Origin of the sequence: [Flexibacter] sp. ATCC 35208 (assembly GCF_001975825.1) — a bacterium.
Classification (GTDB): Bacteria; Bacteroidota; Bacteroidia; order Chitinophagales; family Chitinophagaceae; genus Chitinophaga.
Genome location: NZ_MTKN01000034.1, coordinates 70,980 through 86,260, shown reverse-complemented (window position 1 = coordinate 86,260; position 15,281 = coordinate 70,980). Strand labels below are relative to the sequence as shown.

The window sequence follows — 15,281 nt, the reverse complement described above, 5'->3', positions numbered from 1 at the left end:
GATTGTTGCTATAAGCACGAAAAGAAAATTTTAATCCTATAGAGTCATATCAAATTATGGCCTGGACGAACTATTTTCAAAGAAAAAGGTTTTGCCTTTCAGCAAAACCTTTTCCTTAAATATTTTCAATCATTATTCTCCATACAGCAACCATACCCACTTCGCCATCATCTCCATCACCATCGGATTAATCGTCTCATCCAGCGCACCATACTCCTCTATCCTACACGTATTACACTGCTGGAACAGGTGATTCAATCCCACAAAATTCCGCATGGTCAGCATCTCATTTCCACCAGCCTTCAACCCTGCCTGGATGCCCTGCAAATTACTGGTGGCTTCTGTCTCCACATCCTTGCCTCCATTTATAGCCAGCACCGGACATTTGATCTTTGCCAGGTAAGGCGCCGGGTCAAATTTCAGTAATGACAGCGACCGTGGCCGGGTATCTGCCATATACACCTCGCGTACAAACTGCTGTTTCCCAGCTACATTCGTACTATCTCCAAAACGGTTGTACACCAAACCTAAGTAGTTATAAGCAATCGTCTTCCGGGAAATTGTATCCTTCTGATTCACCAACACCTTCAGGTAAGGCTGATAATATCCTTTATAATCTCTGATACGATCTTTCGAATCACCATAAGAAGCTGCTGTCGTCATCATCCTGTTCAGATACTGTGTTTGCCCATCTACCCCCGGCGCAGCCATGAGCATCAGATAAGCGATCATTTTATCATTTGCCGCCACCATTTCAGCCACAGCACCACCTTCCCCATATCCTAACAATCCAATTCCAACGGAATCAATATCCTTTCTGTGTCTCAAATAATCAAGGGCTGCCTGCACATCATTGGCTAAATTACCGATGCTGGCAGAGTCATAATTCCGTGTACTACTTCCTATACCACGCTGATCAAATCGTAATGTAGCAATCCCTTTTCTTACAAAATAATCCGCCAGCACAGCAAACGGACGATGGCCAAAAGTTTCATTATCCCTATCCGGATGACCAGCACCCGGAATTAGTATGATTACTTTATATGGCTCCTGTGCTTTGCTACCCGGTTTTGTCAGCGTACCACCCAGCAGCACTTTATCAATTTTATTGACAAATTTAATATCCTCAGTATCGTATGCAAACGGTGGCTTTGGCGTCTGCGGACGCTCCGCCGGCAAATCATCTTCCTTCACTTCTTTGCGGGAAAAGTAAATGCTCACCCTGTTGTTCACCTGGTAGAAGAAACCATTGTAGGTATTACGGTTCGTCCATGCACCCATAAATACCACACCGATACGTGGAATGGCAAACTTCAGACTATCGTTGGTCGCGGCTATGGTATCCATGTCCACTGGTGCATCCTCTTCATCCGGATTCACCATCTGCCCTTCCCAATCACCATCTACTTTGTCGAAAGTGAGTACTAATCTTTGCTTCTGCCCCTGTGGGGTTTTCAGAATACCATACCATTTCCCGCTAATGTCAGGACCGGATTGTGCAAATACAAATCCTCCCAGGCATAAACCCAGGCAGGTCAAAACCACATATCTAAGCATAAGTTCGTTTATTTCTTAACGACCGCCAGCAACAGGCAAACCCATCCTGCGATGAAGAATACTCCACCGATCGGTGTCAGAATACCAATAATTGAAGGAAAATCTATTTTTGCGAATTTCACAAATGTAATCAGATAAAGGGAACCCGAAAACAGGATCACTCCAGTGATGAAGCAGCGTCCGGCCCATTGCGTAAGGGAACCTGGAATATGAACATATAGCAATGCAACAGCTATTAAAGCCAAAGCGTGGTAGAACTGGTAAGTCACCCCTGTCTTATAAGCCCTCTCTAAAAGCGTCGTAAATGGTTTTTCAGGATCAGCCAGGTCGTAAACCTTAGCCAGGTCATATAACTTATGTGCTCCGAAAGCACCCAGTATTACGCCTAATATGCCAAATACGGATGCCCAGATTAAAAAGCCCTTATGCATTATCGTTCAATCTTTTGGTAAATGTATCTAATGTTACGTTGTCAGATTCAGCTATTGTAATTTGTGCCTGTTGATAGAAAGGCTGCCTTTCGGCCAGTTTTTTCTCTACGAATGCCATGATCTCGTCATCAGGCAAATCCGCTATCAGCGGGCGTTTTGACTTCTTACGCTTCAGGCGGTCTACGATCAGGGACAGTTCCGGGTTCAACCAGATAGTGGTACCTCTGTCATTCATTACATCCATATTATCCTGGAAACAGGGTACTCCTCCTCCACAGGAAATCACGAAATGCTCCCCTTCTGACAGCTCACGCAGCCAGAAACTTTCCTTTGCACGGAAATAATCCTCTCCTTTGTTCGCAAAGATATCACTGATGGACATTTCTTCTGATTCTACAATTACATCGTCCAGGTCATAGAATGGTAACTCAAGATGCTCAGCCAGCTGTTTACCCCAATAGGACTTTCCGGCACCCATAAAACCTAATAAAAAGATTTTCAAGCAGTGTATATTTAAATAGTTAATGGATTAAATGGTCCAGGATAGGCACAGGCCGTCCGCAATTATGTATTGCAAAGATAGTCTGGCTTTTTTATCTGCTTTGTTAAAATTACAGTGCATAAACCCATATAATTGATATGGGAATGGCTCTAACTGCATATTTTCCTTAAAATCAACCTTTCCCAGGCCATACCACTTGAAGACCGCCTCCTTGGCACTCCAACAAATGGTCTTGTGAGCAAGAGCATCGGCCGGATCGATAAATTCCCGCTCCCTGGGTGACAGGAACTTATGGGAGACTTTCTCGATTTTATCGTTCATTCTCTCAATATCTACACCTACCGCACCTTCCTGGCTTACAATGGCGGCTACAAAATCGCCACAATGAGAGATAGAAAAGTGTAAACTATTACACATTAATATAGGTTTTTTGCTTTCCGTGATCTGGATACTATCCAAAGGAAAGCCTGGAAATAACTCCGTCAACAGGTAACGACCGGCAAAATGCTGCAGGCGTTTGTGCGGATGATGTATGGCCGGGGATATGTTCACCCTTTTCCTGAAGAAGGTTTCGTCCTCTCCGATCTGCCAAACCCCCAGCCGGCTGCCGGGAGATATTTGTATCGTACGTATTAATGGCATATCTTGCCAAATTAATACATAATAACCAAAAACAACTTACCCGATCTATGATCCTGTCAGACAAAAGGATATTGGAGGAAATTGAGAAAGGCACTATCGTCATTTCACCTTACGACCGGAAGTATCTCGGCACCAACTCTTACGACGTACATCTGGGCAAGTATCTGGCTACATATAAAGACCGTGTACTGGATGCCCGCTTGCACAACGAAATTGAACATTTTGAAATAGGACCGGATGGCTTCGTGCTACAGCCGGGTACACTGTACCTGGGCGTGACAGAGGAGTATACTGAAACACATGCACATGTGCCTTTTCTGGAAGGCAAGTCAAGTACAGGACGTTTGGGTATCGATATTCATGCTACGGCAGGTAAAGGTGATGTAGGTTTTTGTAATACATGGACGCTGGAAATAAGCTGTGCACAGCCCGTGAAGATATATGCGGGAATGCCGATCGGGCAGTTGATTTATTTTGTAGTGGAAGGGGATGTGGAGACTTTCTATAATAAGAAGGGGAATGCAAAGTATAACGGGCGTACTGTAAAACCGGTGGAGAGTATGATGTGGAAGAATCAGTTCTAAACTTATTTTAAATATCAAGTAAAAAAGCTTTTGCCTTACGGCAAAAGCTTTTTTACTTGAGGGCAAAGCCTGCAGCTGGTTTAAAAGCAGTGCAGACCTTACGCTTCGAAATTATTTCAACGAATTAATCCACGCCGCTATCTTCAGCGCATCTACCTTCGGCACCTGCGGCATCGGCGGCATTTCTGTCGCATACTCCGGCCAGTTCTGTGGCTTTGGATTCGCAATCAGTTTTAAGATCTGATCACTCGTGTATTTTCTCTTTGCAATTTCTTTATATGCCGGACCTACCTGGCGCTTGTCAGGATTGTGACAGGCAAGACAAGTGTATTTGGCGAGCAAAGGTTTTACTTCTTCAAATGAAGGGGCTTTCTTCGCAGCAGTTGCAGCATTTCCGGCATTAGTGGCATTTCCAGTTCCGGCTGTTCCAGTGGCAGCTACTCCACCAGCGCCGGCTTTTCCGCCAGTTCCAGTAGTTGCGGTAGTACCTTTAGTAGTTGCCGATGAACCACCAGCCTTTGCAGATGTACCAGCCGCCTTTTTCACCTTCTCTGAATTGTAAGTACTCACCTGACTCATTGCCAACTTAGCCCCCTGTGGAATATGATGCAATGTATAATACCCATTATTGTGAATCAGTGAATAAAAATGTTCCTTCTCTCTCACACCATCCAGCACGATATTATGTACATAATCCAGTCGCAGACTATCCACAATAATCCTTGCTTTCAATCCATCTTCTGACACCTTCACGCCTTTTACAGGACACTGACCAATATTCACCATAGGACTACCATACACCGCATGATACTTATACGTGAAGTTCTCTACATGATAAGACGCTACATCTTCCGCAGATTTTTTATCTACCGGCAACGTGAATTCAATCTCAAAACCATCCGGCATAGCCTTGATCGTTTTCATTTCAAACGGCATCTTTTCATTCCACACCAGTCTTTGCAAACCTTCATTCGCCTCACCGGCAGAACCCCAACCACGGTTGGTTTCACCTACAAACAAAGTATTGCCATCTTTAGCCCACGCCATTCTCAATACACCAGACTGAAATCCCTGACGGAAGTCAAAAGACACCCCCTGATATTCACCATCTACTTTCTCCATCACCACACGCATGATCTTACTCTGTCCCTGATCACCTACCAGCAACTGACCTGCAAATGGTCCAAAGCTACCTTCAGGGATCTGTACAATCTCAGAGTTGGAAATACCCTGTATACCATGTGGCAGGATCACCGCTGGCAATTGTAGATCAGGAATTTCTTTCTTTACATCCATCAATGTCACGAACTTTTCATTCACCACATTTTCTGGTTTGATATAACGACCTTCTGCATTTTTCGTACGACGGCCATCTACCAGTGAAAAGAATTGTTTCTCTGTAACCTTCACAGGAGAATTGGGTTCCTGTGACCAGCGTAAACCTGCAGGGTGGCCGATAAAAGCACCTTTCTTCACCTGCCATACACCACCTGAACCTACCCAGTCACCCTGGTTCTCAGAGTAAAACAATTCCCCATTGATCATACCCAATCCGCAGGGAGAGCGGAAACCAGTAGCATAAGGCTCCATATGTCCATCTTCAAAAATGTGCATCATCCAGCCTCTCCATGGAACACGGCTCTCCCCTCTCCACCATTCTTCATCTCCAAAAGCAACGTTGCCGGATACAAAGAAAGATCCGTCAGGCGCTAATTTAGGACCAAAGCTATATTCGTGATAATGACCGGAAAGCGGCCATGCATATACAGTTTCGTATACATCTGCCTTTCCGTCCATATTGGTATCCATCAGTTTTGTGAGTTCCCCGCGCTGTGCGCAGTACAACGCACCGTCTTTGTATACGAGGCCCAGGATCTCGTGCAGTCCACTGGCAAATTTTGTCCAGTAAGGATTACGGCTATCAGGACCATGTACCACCCAAATATCACCTCTGCGGGTCGATACACCCAGGTCGCCATTTGGCAAAACACAAAGCCCGCCTACTTCGAGCAGGATCCCTTCGGGGGCTTTCATTTTTAAGATCTTAAAATAGTCTTCTTCTTTCGGCGTTTCCTGTGCCTTTGTGACCATCGAAATTACGGCCAGCATCATGCCGCAAAGCACCGCCTTTTTTAATATGTTTTTCATGTGCAGGATTCAAAAGATTAAGGAACGATTAGAAAAGAATGGCATAGCTCAGTTTACCGTGGATAGGAATGATCATTTCCTTTCCTTCGGCTGCATCACGGATAATCGGCTTTTCATTGCCGGTATCTTCCAGTTGCAGGTAATAAGCTTTGCCATCTACGATGTACAGATCTTTTGAAACAGGTTCTATTTTGCTACCTGCTACAATCTTTGCATACAATCCATCTACAGGATTTGCGACGGTTATTTCGCGATGTACACCATGACCTTCGGAGAGCACACGCACTTCATCGGTTACAGCAGTGCCATAGATCAGGTATTTGAACGTTGGGCGGTCTTTGTCATCAAGCACATAACCTTTTGGGCGATAACCGGTGCCGGTAGTATCCGTCAGCCAGGCCGCCTGCGCGTTGGCGAGTTTGGCGAGGGTAAAGGAAGGTGTGCCTAAAGTCTGCACAGTGCCACGTGGGCGGGAAGTACCATTGCCTCTGTCATGCCACATAGGGGTAGCGTCGAGGAAACCACCTCTCCATACCTGTGCCAGCAGGCCTCTATCCATATCGTAAGTGTAGTGTACCTGTTCAGGGCTACCTACGTTTACAGCATGTACAATGCGGAGGTTAGGTACGTCCATAAAGCTGCGAAGAACAGTGTTTACAGGGGCGTCTACGTAGATAGGATCTACATTGTCACGACGGTTGTTGGCCACCTGTGGTTCATTGGCTGCATCTCTTTTTTTGATGCTGATGTTCCTGAAAGCAACGGCACCATGATCACCCTGCAGGCGAAGTGGACCGGTAGCGCTTTCCGCCCCCCCTTCCATGGCTCCACGGGTAGCACCGAGGAGTTCTACATCTTCATGAATCACAGCGCCATTCAGGGTAATGAGGAGCATACGGGCATTGGAGATCTTTTTGCCATTGGCATCAAAGCGGGGCGCCTGGAAGGAAACTTTCAGGTGTTGCCAGAGGCCTGGCGCACGGCTTACATTGTAGCGGGGTGCATGGCCTTCGTAACCTTGTAGTCCCGAGGGACGGCTGTCTTCCCAGCGCTCATAAATACCGCCGTTATCGCCGGCAGTAGGGTTGGTTTTGCTCCAGCTATCAAGGAGCTGGATCTCGTACCTCCCTTCGAGATATACACCTGAATTGGAGCCGGGAGCCATCATATAGTCCAGTTCCAGGTCTATATCTCCGTATTCGGCGTTGGAAAAGAGGTCCTGGCCCGGGTGCTTTTTGTCCGGGAGGTTCAGGAGCACACCGGTACCTGGGGAAAAGCTCAGTTCATGAGGTTTGTCTAAAGCGGCGGCAGCGTCACTGACGATGCTCCAGCTTGGACCTGGGTCATGAAAAGAGGATAAGTCCTGTAGTGGCAGACTGCCGGATTGCGCGAATGCTGGATTGACCAAAGCTGTTCCCATACCCAAAAGGCAAAGGAAGCCTATCAAAGACCGGCTAGCATGATTTTTCGATCTAAGTACCATAACGTTACGATAAAATTGCGCCAAAAGAATAAAGAATATGAAATTTTAGCGTTGAGACCTTTTGACGATTATGCAATATAGAAATTGAAATTGGGAAGTACAAGTGGTTAGGGATAGGCGGAGGATAGTCTGGCTATAGTGAAGCTTTAGTGCTAAAAGGGTACTATAAGGTCATCAAAAGGGCACCTCAATATCCCGGGGATATTGAGGTGCCCTTTTGGTGACCTATTGGTGATAGGTTGGCAGTATAGTTATACCGAAGACGCACCCTTATCAGGGTGGATTTATCCTCTTTTGATGACCTCTGGACGATATGTTAGAATGATGGCAAGGACGAAGACGCACCCTTATCAAGGTGGACTTGAGGTGGATTTATCCTCTTTTGAGGACCTTGGGGAAATATGTTAGAATGATGACAAGGACGAAGACGCACCCTTATCAGGGTGGACTTATGCCTCTCTTATTCTTTAATAATGAGCCTATCCCCTTCCTACTCCCTAATAAAGGACAAATGAATATTCCGGTAAGAAGGTTTCGCCAACTGCACTTTCAGCTTTTTGAAAGTTTCCATTGGCCCTTTGGTAGCGAAGAGATTTACCAACCAGACAGGAATAGAACCTCCGGGGTCGGTTTCCAGTGTATAGTCAATATACACCATATTATTCTGAAGCGGGGTTAGTACCCACTTCCCATAGGAATTACTAACTCTTATAATATCTTTTTTCTCAGGCACATAATTGTGCACCACAGGGCCATCGATGGTCACCACTCTTGTCTTCGCATCCTGCGTAGCAATCAGGTGCGCTACAAAATCACGATTCGTAATCGGCCATGGCAATGCTACTTCAGAGTAGTAAAATAGTTCAGCGGGACTTACCTGTTTAAGTAAGGAGGCTGATTTTGTACTGTACACCCAATCTTTTGCCGATGAAATATCGAGAATGATGGATACTAATTGACTAAGGGTAGCTTCTACTGCAACTTTAACCCGGATGGCTTTTAAGTTGGAGTTTTCGACTGTCTTCGTGTAGATCTTAATCCCGTCCTTATTGTCTTTTAGTTTCCAGTCATTCTGGGCATAACAAAAGAGGGATAACAGCATAGCCGTGCTAATAATCATTAAACTTTTCTTCATGTCTGTGCCTTGGCCAAAAGGTTGATAGCAAAATGGCCGGGTTGCTTGCAATTTACGGATTAAATGATTCAGGGAAGTTGGGAAGGCGCTTTCCTAAGTGATAGTACTACATTTTAGCAATATTATAACACTTGTACAGGAAAGCGATTTCCCGGCTATTTAGCTGATCCGGTGGGCTTACTTCCAGCTTCATAAACTCACTGCATACACTACTCTATGGCCTGCTCCCAGCTTCATGAGCTAAAAGCATATACGATCCCGTGGCCTGCTTCCAACTTCATGAACTCACTGCATACACCACCTCATGCGCCTCTGTAATATCCGGCACCTCCAGCTTATGTACCAGCCGTTGCATAACCCCAGCCGGCACGATAGCCTCCCGCGCACTATTCTGTTTAAACAATGCTTTATACGGGACTTCAACATATATGACGATTATCTCCGCCGCATATTGTATACACAACGAAATTAATTGTTCCCTCATTGAATGTGTAATATTCGTAGCATTCCACACAAAACCCTGCTGGTTTCTCAGGTGCACCCTGGCCTGTTCTTTTGCCTCCTGAATCACCCGCCCATTACCAGATTTATCCGTTGGTGCAATCTTCATACTTACCCTGATAGCATCCAGTGAAACCACCGGCCAGTTTTTGTAATACTTTTGTACGTAAGTATCCTTCCCCGCACCTGGCAAACCACTCATGATCACCACCTTTGTTTTAGGTTGTTCAAAAGGTACATAGCTACGATCTGTACCTGCTTTTTGCAGATAATTCATCCTTGCATGTGCATTTGCAAAATAAGGCGCCTGCCCCCAACACTGTTGCTCTTTGCACAACTCTTCAAAGCATTCTATTTTATACAATAAGTCGGCCTGATCCGGACAAATTCTACCCAATACATCCGCCTTTGCGAACAACGCCAGCAAGCGCATATCTACCTGCAAAGCTGCGATGATCAAAGCTTTCACAGGATCCGATTTTTCAAACACCCACAACGGCAATCCATGAAAACGCACCTGTCTGGCAATCTGTTCCCTGATTGCAAATGGCGTAGGTATTTCTTTATACAAAATCTGCCGCGTCGTCATTTCTCCTTTACGCGCATGACCGGGAGACACCACCGATCCATCAGGCAGTATTTCCGTTGTTCCCGCTTTCTCTACATCATGCAGCAATGCAGTCGCCCACATAATTTCCTGTGTTTGTGCATCTAGTGCCTGATACGCTGGTAAACTGATCAATGCATCTGTCACCATTTGCGTATGTATCGCCACATTTCCTTCTGCATGATGTCGTGCATCCTGCGGTGTATCACGCATTCGTTTTACCCAGTCATACTGTTGTTCAAGATAATCCCATGATTTATTTTCACTGATAGTCCACATGTTGACCTCCTTCAAAATTTAATCGGGCACGACGCCAGTTGCGCGTCCAGTGCACATCTGTTTTTACGTGCCCTTTTCTTACATATTTAAATACGTGTTCAGCAAATGAAGATACCCGGTAACTACCTGCATCTCTTGTGACCACGCCTTCCATGGTGGCTGGTACACCAGTGAATGCATCGTGTGCGGCAAAGGCGCCAGGACCTTTGACAATATCCAGCAATTCACTTTCGAATGATTGTTGGGACGCAGGTGTAGTCAGTGTTTTTATCACTGGTACTACCGGCAGATCCAGCATAGCTGCATAAAAGCAGGTTTCTTCCCAACTGAGCCATTGCCCGTTTTCTCTGACTGCAAATACATAAAAATGATGATCGAGGTTGCTGTATGCGATAGAATGAATCGCATATACATTTTCCAGAAAAACTTCCAGATCCCCCAGATCGTTTTTTATTATCTGCCAGTAGCGGCGCAGACTCTCTGTCCAGGGCGATGTAGTGGGCGCTACATGAGAGCGCGCAAATACACCATGCCTGGAAAGACAATTATTTTCACCGTCCAGTTTTTCCGTATGTATAAGTGTGGGTATAGTGCTAATGTATTGCCAGTAATCATGCTGGATACGATCATCACTGGTTGTACCCGGTGAGAACGGAAAATGATAGGTACGGCCATATTTTTCTGAAATAGCCATGTTGTTCAGGGTTTGGTTAAGACAAAGAATTCACAGGCCATGCCTGCAAGGGTGCAGGTGGCGGGAGCAGTGGTTAATATGCCTGTGAGATTACATGGCGCAAGGTTTGAATTGTTTTTTTTATTGGGCGCAAAGATAGACATTTTTCAGGCATGTAATTTGATTTTTTAATCGTAGAACTAAATTGTCTACAATATGAAACACAGATTCATACCATTGTTGTTGGGGATAGTATTGTGGGGCGCGAGTTGTGTGCCGCCGCATCATGGACGGCCGCCAAAACCACCCAAACCACCAGGACCACCTCATGGAGCTATTCATGTAGAAACACCGGATACAACTTTCAAAACACCGGTAGTCGCAATACTATAAAAAGAATGAGCGTGTATCAAAACCTGAAGTGCTCACAAAAAGTCAGACACTTCAATTTGATACACGCTCTTATAATTCGGATACCTGGTGAAACCAGATTCCATTTATGTAATTCTCAGGAGTTTCATTGAATTATTAATACCCCTCTTAATTACTTTGTCCTGGTTTCTTCCTGTAACTGGTGGAGGATCGCATCCAGTTTTTTAGGATCTTTCATATAAGGAGAAAGATCAAATACCTCTATTTTCCTAAAATCAGTCGGCGCACTTTCACTCTGTATAGAGATCGTACCTTCTGTCAGTAAACGCCCTTCTTTCAACAGCGCAGGATCAGCACCTGTCACATTTCCACCACCTACCTGTGGCTTATTGTATACAATCACCGTATCGTTAAATACAATGTGTTTGATCACAGAGTCACCTAACACCAACGCACCTACTCTTACCCATTGCTCTCCATCATATGTTTTAGACGTACTGGTAATACAATGCTCTGTAATAAGCTTTCCATTCATCACAACATTGGTACCCGGTGTACATAAATTCGCGGTAGAACGAGGATCTTTACCATTACCACCTAACAACTGGTTTTCCAGAGAAATAGGAAAATCCTGGTTCAGACCCATGCTGGCAGCGCTTTGCCCATGCAGCATCAGCCCATTATTACGAAGTGCCCAGGCTGGGCCGCCGTTCACCTGTTCACCCACAAATCTATACTCTGCAATCAACAGATATGCAGAAAAATTCTTCCTATAAAACATGTGTCCATACAACTCTCCCCATTCTTTATATTGGTCATAGCGCACTTGAAGAATACCGTTTTCTACGCGGAAGGTATTGCCGAAATTATCATTCAGTTTATGACCTCTGATTTTAATATCCCAGTTTTTCAGATCTTTCCCATTAAAAAGTTGAATCCATCCTTTTTTAGGTTTTTGCTGGCCCGAGCAGGCGAGGGACAACAGCAGGCAGCCAACAGTCAACAGTTTTTTCATAACTCTGTTTTTGATTTTAGAAGTATTAAGATATGTCATGTTGACAATATTTCATAGGGGGTTGGCATGTTATTGGGGCAATACTCATAAATATATTCACATGAAAGTACTGTTTACGCTCCTACTTTTCCTCACCTGCCATTTTACTTTTGCCCAGGATTCCTGGCAACAACCCCTGCAAAAAGTATTGTCCCAATTGGATACGGCAAAAACCTTTGGTACATGGCAAAGTAATATTAATGCACTCGAGCCTTTGGCCAAAGCACATCCCAACGAATTCCTATTACAATATTATATTGGCTGGGCATATACCCAATCCAGTTTTCAGGCCCCAAAAGGACAAGCTGAACCATTGACAGATAAAGCTGAGTCTTATGTTAAAAAAGCATTGGATATGCAGCCAACAAATACAGAAGCACTCACATTAATGGCCTACTGGTTGTCTGCAAGGATCAATGCAAGTCCTACCAGAGGTGCGACACTGGGATCTGATAGCAAAGAATATTCTGACAAAGCGATTGCAGCAGATAGTACAAATCCACGTGCTTATCTGCTAAAAGCATTGGTGGTGTACCATACGCCTGCCCTCTTTGGTGGTGGCAAAAAGAAAGCGGCGCCGCTGGTGGCAGAAGCTGGCCAGCGATTTGCGGCATTTAAACCGGATAATGCCTTAGCCCCTCATTGGGGAAATGACATCTATCAACAACTGGCCGCTGATTACAAAGACTAGCAGTCTGTGAATTTCAGTACTCAATTAAAAAATTTAATAACTACTGATTATCAACTACTTGAACCTTTAGCAACATTTTAGTATTACCAATTGTAAATGTGTTATTTATGAGCAAGTATAATCATCCTTTGAATGGTCATGGCGAACCCAGAGCCACAGCCTTATATGAACACTCCGATATACTGAATGTAAGTAAACCCGGGCGGATCGCTTCTATTGTAGGCGGTGCGCTGATGACTACCAGCGCTATCAGCCAGGTAAGCAAACATCCCATTCGTAGTTTGCTTAGACTGATTACCGGTGGTTATCTCTTATACAGAGGTATTTCAGGAAATTGCCCTATTTCCGCAGCAGCAGGCAGAAGCTCGTCTGATAAACACAATAGTGCGATCAACATTCGTACGAAATTCATTGTAGACAAGCCCCGTTTTGAAGTGTACAGTTTCTGGCGTGCTGTAGAAAACCTACCGCATTTTATGCGTCATCTTGCGGTTGTAACCGAAAAAGATAGTCATCATTCACACTGGGTAGCTACCGGCCCTGGCAAACTCGGCACCATAGAGTGGGATGCAGAGATTATTAAAGATGAACCCGGTGCTATGATCGGATGGCGTTCTGCTCCGGGATCAGACCTGGTAACTGCGGGCAAGATCACATTTAATGATGCGATCAGTGGCGGTACCGAAATGGAAGTGATCATAACCTATCGCCCACCAGCTGGCTATGTAGGTACAGGACTGGCGTGGATACTGAATCCTGCGTTTGAAAACATGATCAGAAAAGATATTCTGAGATTTAAAAACTATGTGGAAACAGGAGAAATTACGGCACTGTAATGCCGGGTTTCACATAATTTTCACATTCAACTGGCTGTGTCTGGCCTGATATTTGGCACACTATACATGCATTTTGTTTAACCTTATAAACTACTATTTTTATGAGCACAATGAAGTTAATATACGGCGCATTAGCAGGATTGGCAGCAGGAGTTGCAATCGGAATATTGACAGCACCAGAAAGTGGTGAAGAAACAAGGAAAAAGATCAGAAGGTCAGCTCATGATGTGAATAATCGGTTCAGACGTATAGTTGGAAAAGGTGCGGATGGCTTGTCAGAGCTGAAATTTATCTTCGAAAACGAGACGACCGGCTTGAAAGATGATGTAAAGGAACGTGTACTGAAGATCATAGATGAAAGCAATCAATCTTATACAAAATTTAAGAAAGAGGCGCTTTCCTAAGAGCACATAAACGGATGGCCACGCGAATAAAATAAAAAGGTCCTGCTGAGTGAGCAGGACCTTTTTATTTTATAGCAAGTAAAGATTATTTTATGGAAAATAAACGAGTGAACTTTTTTTATTCCGCTAATAATGAATTCACGAGTGCATTAAATTCCTTCTTAAACGCCTCATAGTGCTCTCCCGTACCAGGACCGGAAAAACCAGTATGCACTTCCTTCACATTTCCTTTCTTATCTATAAAAATAGTCGTCGGGAAACCTTTGATTCCCGTCAACTGTGGCAATGTCTTTTCTGCTTTTTGCGGATCCCCAGGTGTTACACCTGTAATCAATACAGGATAAGTCACATCGAATCTTTTCAGAAATCCTGCAAGGGATTTCTGAGATGTTGCAAAATCAGTCGTTCTTTCATAAGAAAGACCAATTACTTCTACCCCACGGGCTTTATTTTCCTTGTACCACGTACTTAAGAAACCGGTTTCATCCATACAGTTTGGACACCAGCTACCCATCAATGTGATCACCACTACTTTGCCTGCAAAACGCTGATCATTGATGCTTACTTTTTTACCATTCATATCAGGGAAGGCAAAATCGAGGCGGTTATTCCCCGGTTTGGTAGTCGCCAGTGAACGTTCATCAGGCAATGCAGCTTTATCATCTTTGCGGGCTACCCATTGTTCTTTACCTGCGCCAATGCCGGCATAGAAGGTGCCATTTTCAAGATAACCGTCTTTTACCAATGCCGTAAAGTAGTAAGCATGAGAACCATCGAAAGTAGAGAGTTTCAGACTATCCCCGTCTACAATGCCTTCCAGGAAACGGTAGTCGCCTGTAGACGTGAGGAAGGTTCCCGTTACTTTGCTGCCGGTTTGTTTAAATTCACCAACAGCATAAGATGAATCTGGTTTATTAGCGTTAAAGAACCAGGTAGCATAGCGACCGGTTACATTGAGTGCAGGAGGTGATTGTGCATGAAAGCGTTCTTTCACATTGTGTGCAGCAGTGAATGGAATCGTCACCTCTCCGGTGGGCAGATGACGCACCCATAATCCTTCCAAACCGCCATTCCTGGTAACAGCTTTGAATTCAGAATCGAAGAACGGCATTTTGATGAATACAGAATCACCTTTCAGTTTTACATCGTCTACGAGCATGCGATCCTTCGCATTGAGGATATAGATCACTTTCTTATGCGCACTGTCCTTCACTTCAAAGTTAAACACGATATCTGCGCCATCTGCACGATGCAGGCTACCTTTCCAGGTACCGGCAGGCAGGTTCCCTTTTTCCAGGCTTTTACCGAACATAAATGCTGGCAGTAATGCCAGTAACCAACAATGCTTAAGCATGAGTATAGTCTATTAGTTTTGTGGGGTA

At 44.6% G+C, this 15,281-nt stretch carries 16 protein-coding genes; 5 read left to right on the top strand and 11 right to left on the bottom strand.

Going from position 1 to position 15,281, the window contains the following annotated elements; all coding sequences use genetic code 11:
• Positions 1–132: 132 nt before the first annotated feature.
• The 4 genes from BW716_RS20815 to BW716_RS20800 are packed head-to-tail and all read right to left on the bottom strand — an operon-like array spanning position 133 to position 3,132.
• A complete protein-coding gene (locus tag BW716_RS20815; RefSeq protein WP_083725560.1) occupies positions 133–1,557 on the bottom strand; it encodes an alpha/beta hydrolase in 1,425 nt (474 codons plus the stop codon).
• A gap of 8 nt (positions 1,558–1,565) precedes the next feature.
• A complete protein-coding gene (locus BW716_RS20810; protein WP_083725558.1) occupies positions 1,566–1,988 on the bottom strand; it encodes a DUF423 domain-containing protein in 423 nt (140 codons plus the stop codon).
• Complete coding sequence (locus BW716_RS20805) at positions 1,981–2,490, bottom strand: shikimate kinase (protein WP_083725556.1); 510 nt, start codon at positions 2,488–2,490, stop codon at positions 1,981–1,983. The genes BW716_RS20810 and BW716_RS20805 overlap by 8 nt, the downstream gene beginning before the upstream one ends.
• 27 nt (positions 2,491–2,517) lie before the next feature.
• The gene (locus BW716_RS20800; protein WP_083725554.1) at positions 2,518–3,132 is read right to left on the bottom strand and encodes a 4'-phosphopantetheinyl transferase superfamily protein; all 615 of its coding nucleotides are present in this window, start codon (positions 3,130–3,132) and stop codon (positions 2,518–2,520) included.
• A 47-nt stretch (positions 3,133–3,179) separates the two neighbouring features.
• Here BW716_RS20800 and dcd point away from each other — a divergent pair, with 47 nt between their 5' ends.
• Positions 3,180–3,716, top strand: a complete 537-nt coding sequence (gene dcd, locus BW716_RS20795) for a dCTP deaminase (protein ID WP_083725552.1) — start codon at positions 3,180–3,182, stop codon at positions 3,714–3,716.
• A 111-nt stretch (positions 3,717–3,827) separates the two neighbouring features.
• Here the strand turns inward: dcd and BW716_RS20790 are convergent, their stop codons facing one another.
• The 5 genes from BW716_RS20790 to BW716_RS20770 all read right to left on the bottom strand — a co-directional run bounded on the left by BW716_RS20790 (position 3,828) and on the right by BW716_RS20770 (position 10,563).
• The gene (locus tag BW716_RS20790) at positions 3,828–5,864 is read right to left on the bottom strand and encodes a hypothetical protein (RefSeq protein WP_083725550.1); all 2,037 of its coding nucleotides are present in this window, start codon (positions 5,862–5,864) and stop codon (positions 3,828–3,830) included.
• Positions 5,865–5,892: 28 nt separating this feature from the next.
• Positions 5,893–7,284 (bottom strand): DUF1080 domain-containing protein, encoded by a 1,392-nt coding sequence (locus BW716_RS20785; RefSeq protein WP_235643918.1) that lies wholly within the window; start codon positions 7,282–7,284, stop codon positions 5,893–5,895.
• A gap of 553 nt (positions 7,285–7,837) precedes the next feature.
• Complete coding sequence (locus tag BW716_RS20780) at positions 7,838–8,482, bottom strand: START domain-containing protein (protein WP_083725546.1); 645 nt, start codon at positions 8,480–8,482, stop codon at positions 7,838–7,840.
• 277 nt (positions 8,483–8,759) lie between these two features.
• Positions 8,760–9,884: an AAA family ATPase gene (locus BW716_RS20775; protein WP_235643917.1), complete on the bottom strand. Its 1,125-nt coding sequence runs from the start codon at positions 9,882–9,884 to the stop codon at positions 8,760–8,762.
• On the bottom strand, positions 9,853–10,563 hold the full coding sequence (locus BW716_RS20770; protein ID WP_083725542.1) for an RNA ligase family protein: 711 nt from the start codon (positions 10,561–10,563) through the stop codon (positions 9,853–9,855). Before BW716_RS20770 ends, BW716_RS20775 begins: the two co-directional genes overlap by 32 nt.
• 195 nt (positions 10,564–10,758) lie before the next feature.
• Between BW716_RS20770 and BW716_RS36840 the strand changes: the two genes are divergently transcribed.
• Positions 10,759–10,935, top strand: coding sequence for a hypothetical protein (locus BW716_RS36840; protein WP_179091204.1), 177 nt, complete (start codon positions 10,759–10,761; stop codon positions 10,933–10,935).
• A 151-nt stretch (positions 10,936–11,086) separates the two neighbouring features.
• Here BW716_RS36840 and BW716_RS20765 read toward each other — a convergent pair whose 3' ends face one another.
• Positions 11,087–11,929, bottom strand: coding sequence for a DUF1080 domain-containing protein (locus tag BW716_RS20765; RefSeq protein WP_083725562.1), 843 nt, complete (start codon positions 11,927–11,929; stop codon positions 11,087–11,089).
• Positions 11,930–12,029: 100 nt separating this feature from the next.
• On the opposite strand from BW716_RS20765, the gene BW716_RS20760 reads away from it, so the two are divergent.
• From BW716_RS20760 to BW716_RS20750, 3 genes are all read left to right on the top strand, one after another.
• On the top strand, positions 12,030–12,659 hold the full coding sequence (locus BW716_RS20760) for a hypothetical protein (protein WP_143708942.1): 630 nt from the start codon (positions 12,030–12,032) through the stop codon (positions 12,657–12,659).
• Between the two features lie 107 nt (positions 12,660–12,766).
• Entirely contained in the window at positions 12,767–13,495 is a 729-nt protein-coding gene (locus BW716_RS20755) for an SRPBCC family protein (RefSeq protein ID WP_083725538.1), read from the top strand.
• Positions 13,496–13,596: 101 nt separating this feature from the next.
• Positions 13,597–13,899: a YtxH domain-containing protein gene (locus BW716_RS20750; protein WP_083725536.1), complete on the top strand. Its 303-nt coding sequence runs from the start codon at positions 13,597–13,599 to the stop codon at positions 13,897–13,899.
• 118 nt (positions 13,900–14,017) lie between these two features.
• Here BW716_RS20750 and BW716_RS20745 read toward each other — a convergent pair whose 3' ends face one another.
• Positions 14,018–15,253 carry a peroxiredoxin gene (locus BW716_RS20745; RefSeq protein ID WP_083725534.1) on the bottom strand — a complete coding sequence of 412 codons (1,236 nt, stop codon included), beginning with the start codon at positions 15,251–15,253 and terminating at the stop codon, positions 14,018–14,020.
• Positions 15,254–15,281: the final 28 nt, after the last annotated feature.

What these genes read in the sequence shown, in the direction of transcription:
- BW716_RS20815 (WP_083725560.1), bottom strand. Translation starts at nt 1,557, where the DNA reads ATGCTTAGATATGTGGTTTTGACCTGCCTGGGTTTATGCCTGGGAGGA.
- BW716_RS20810 (WP_083725558.1), bottom strand. Translation starts at nt 1,988, where the DNA reads ATGCATAAGGGCTTTTTAATCTGGGCATCCGTATTTGGCATATTAGGC.
- BW716_RS20800 (WP_083725554.1), bottom strand. Translation starts at nt 3,132, where the DNA reads ATGCCATTAATACGTACGATACAAATATCTCCCGGCAGCCGGCTGGGG.
- dcd (WP_083725552.1), top strand. Translation starts at nt 3,180, where the DNA reads ATGATCCTGTCAGACAAAAGGATATTGGAGGAAATTGAGAAAGGCACT.
- BW716_RS20790 (WP_083725550.1), bottom strand. Translation starts at nt 5,864, where the DNA reads ATGAAAAACATATTAAAAAAGGCGGTGCTTTGCGGCATGATGCTGGCC.
- BW716_RS20785 (WP_235643918.1), bottom strand. Translation starts at nt 7,284, where the DNA reads ATGGGAACAGCTTTGGTCAATCCAGCATTCGCGCAATCCGGCAGTCTG.
- BW716_RS20780 (WP_083725546.1), bottom strand. Translation starts at nt 8,482, where the DNA reads ATGAAGAAAAGTTTAATGATTATTAGCACGGCTATGCTGTTATCCCTC.
- BW716_RS20770 (WP_083725542.1), bottom strand. Translation starts at nt 10,563, where the DNA reads ATGGCTATTTCAGAAAAATATGGCCGTACCTATCATTTTCCGTTCTCA.
- BW716_RS36840 (WP_179091204.1), top strand. Translation starts at nt 10,759, where the DNA reads ATGAAACACAGATTCATACCATTGTTGTTGGGGATAGTATTGTGGGGC.
- BW716_RS20765 (WP_083725562.1), bottom strand. Translation starts at nt 11,929, where the DNA reads ATGAAAAAACTGTTGACTGTTGGCTGCCTGCTGTTGTCCCTCGCCTGC.
- BW716_RS20760 (WP_143708942.1), top strand. Translation starts at nt 12,030, where the DNA reads ATGAAAGTACTGTTTACGCTCCTACTTTTCCTCACCTGCCATTTTACT.
- BW716_RS20755 (WP_083725538.1), top strand. Translation starts at nt 12,767, where the DNA reads ATGAGCAAGTATAATCATCCTTTGAATGGTCATGGCGAACCCAGAGCC.
- BW716_RS20750 (WP_083725536.1), top strand. Translation starts at nt 13,597, where the DNA reads ATGAGCACAATGAAGTTAATATACGGCGCATTAGCAGGATTGGCAGCA.
- BW716_RS20745 (WP_083725534.1), bottom strand. Translation starts at nt 15,253, where the DNA reads ATGCTTAAGCATTGTTGGTTACTGGCATTACTGCCAGCATTTATGTTC.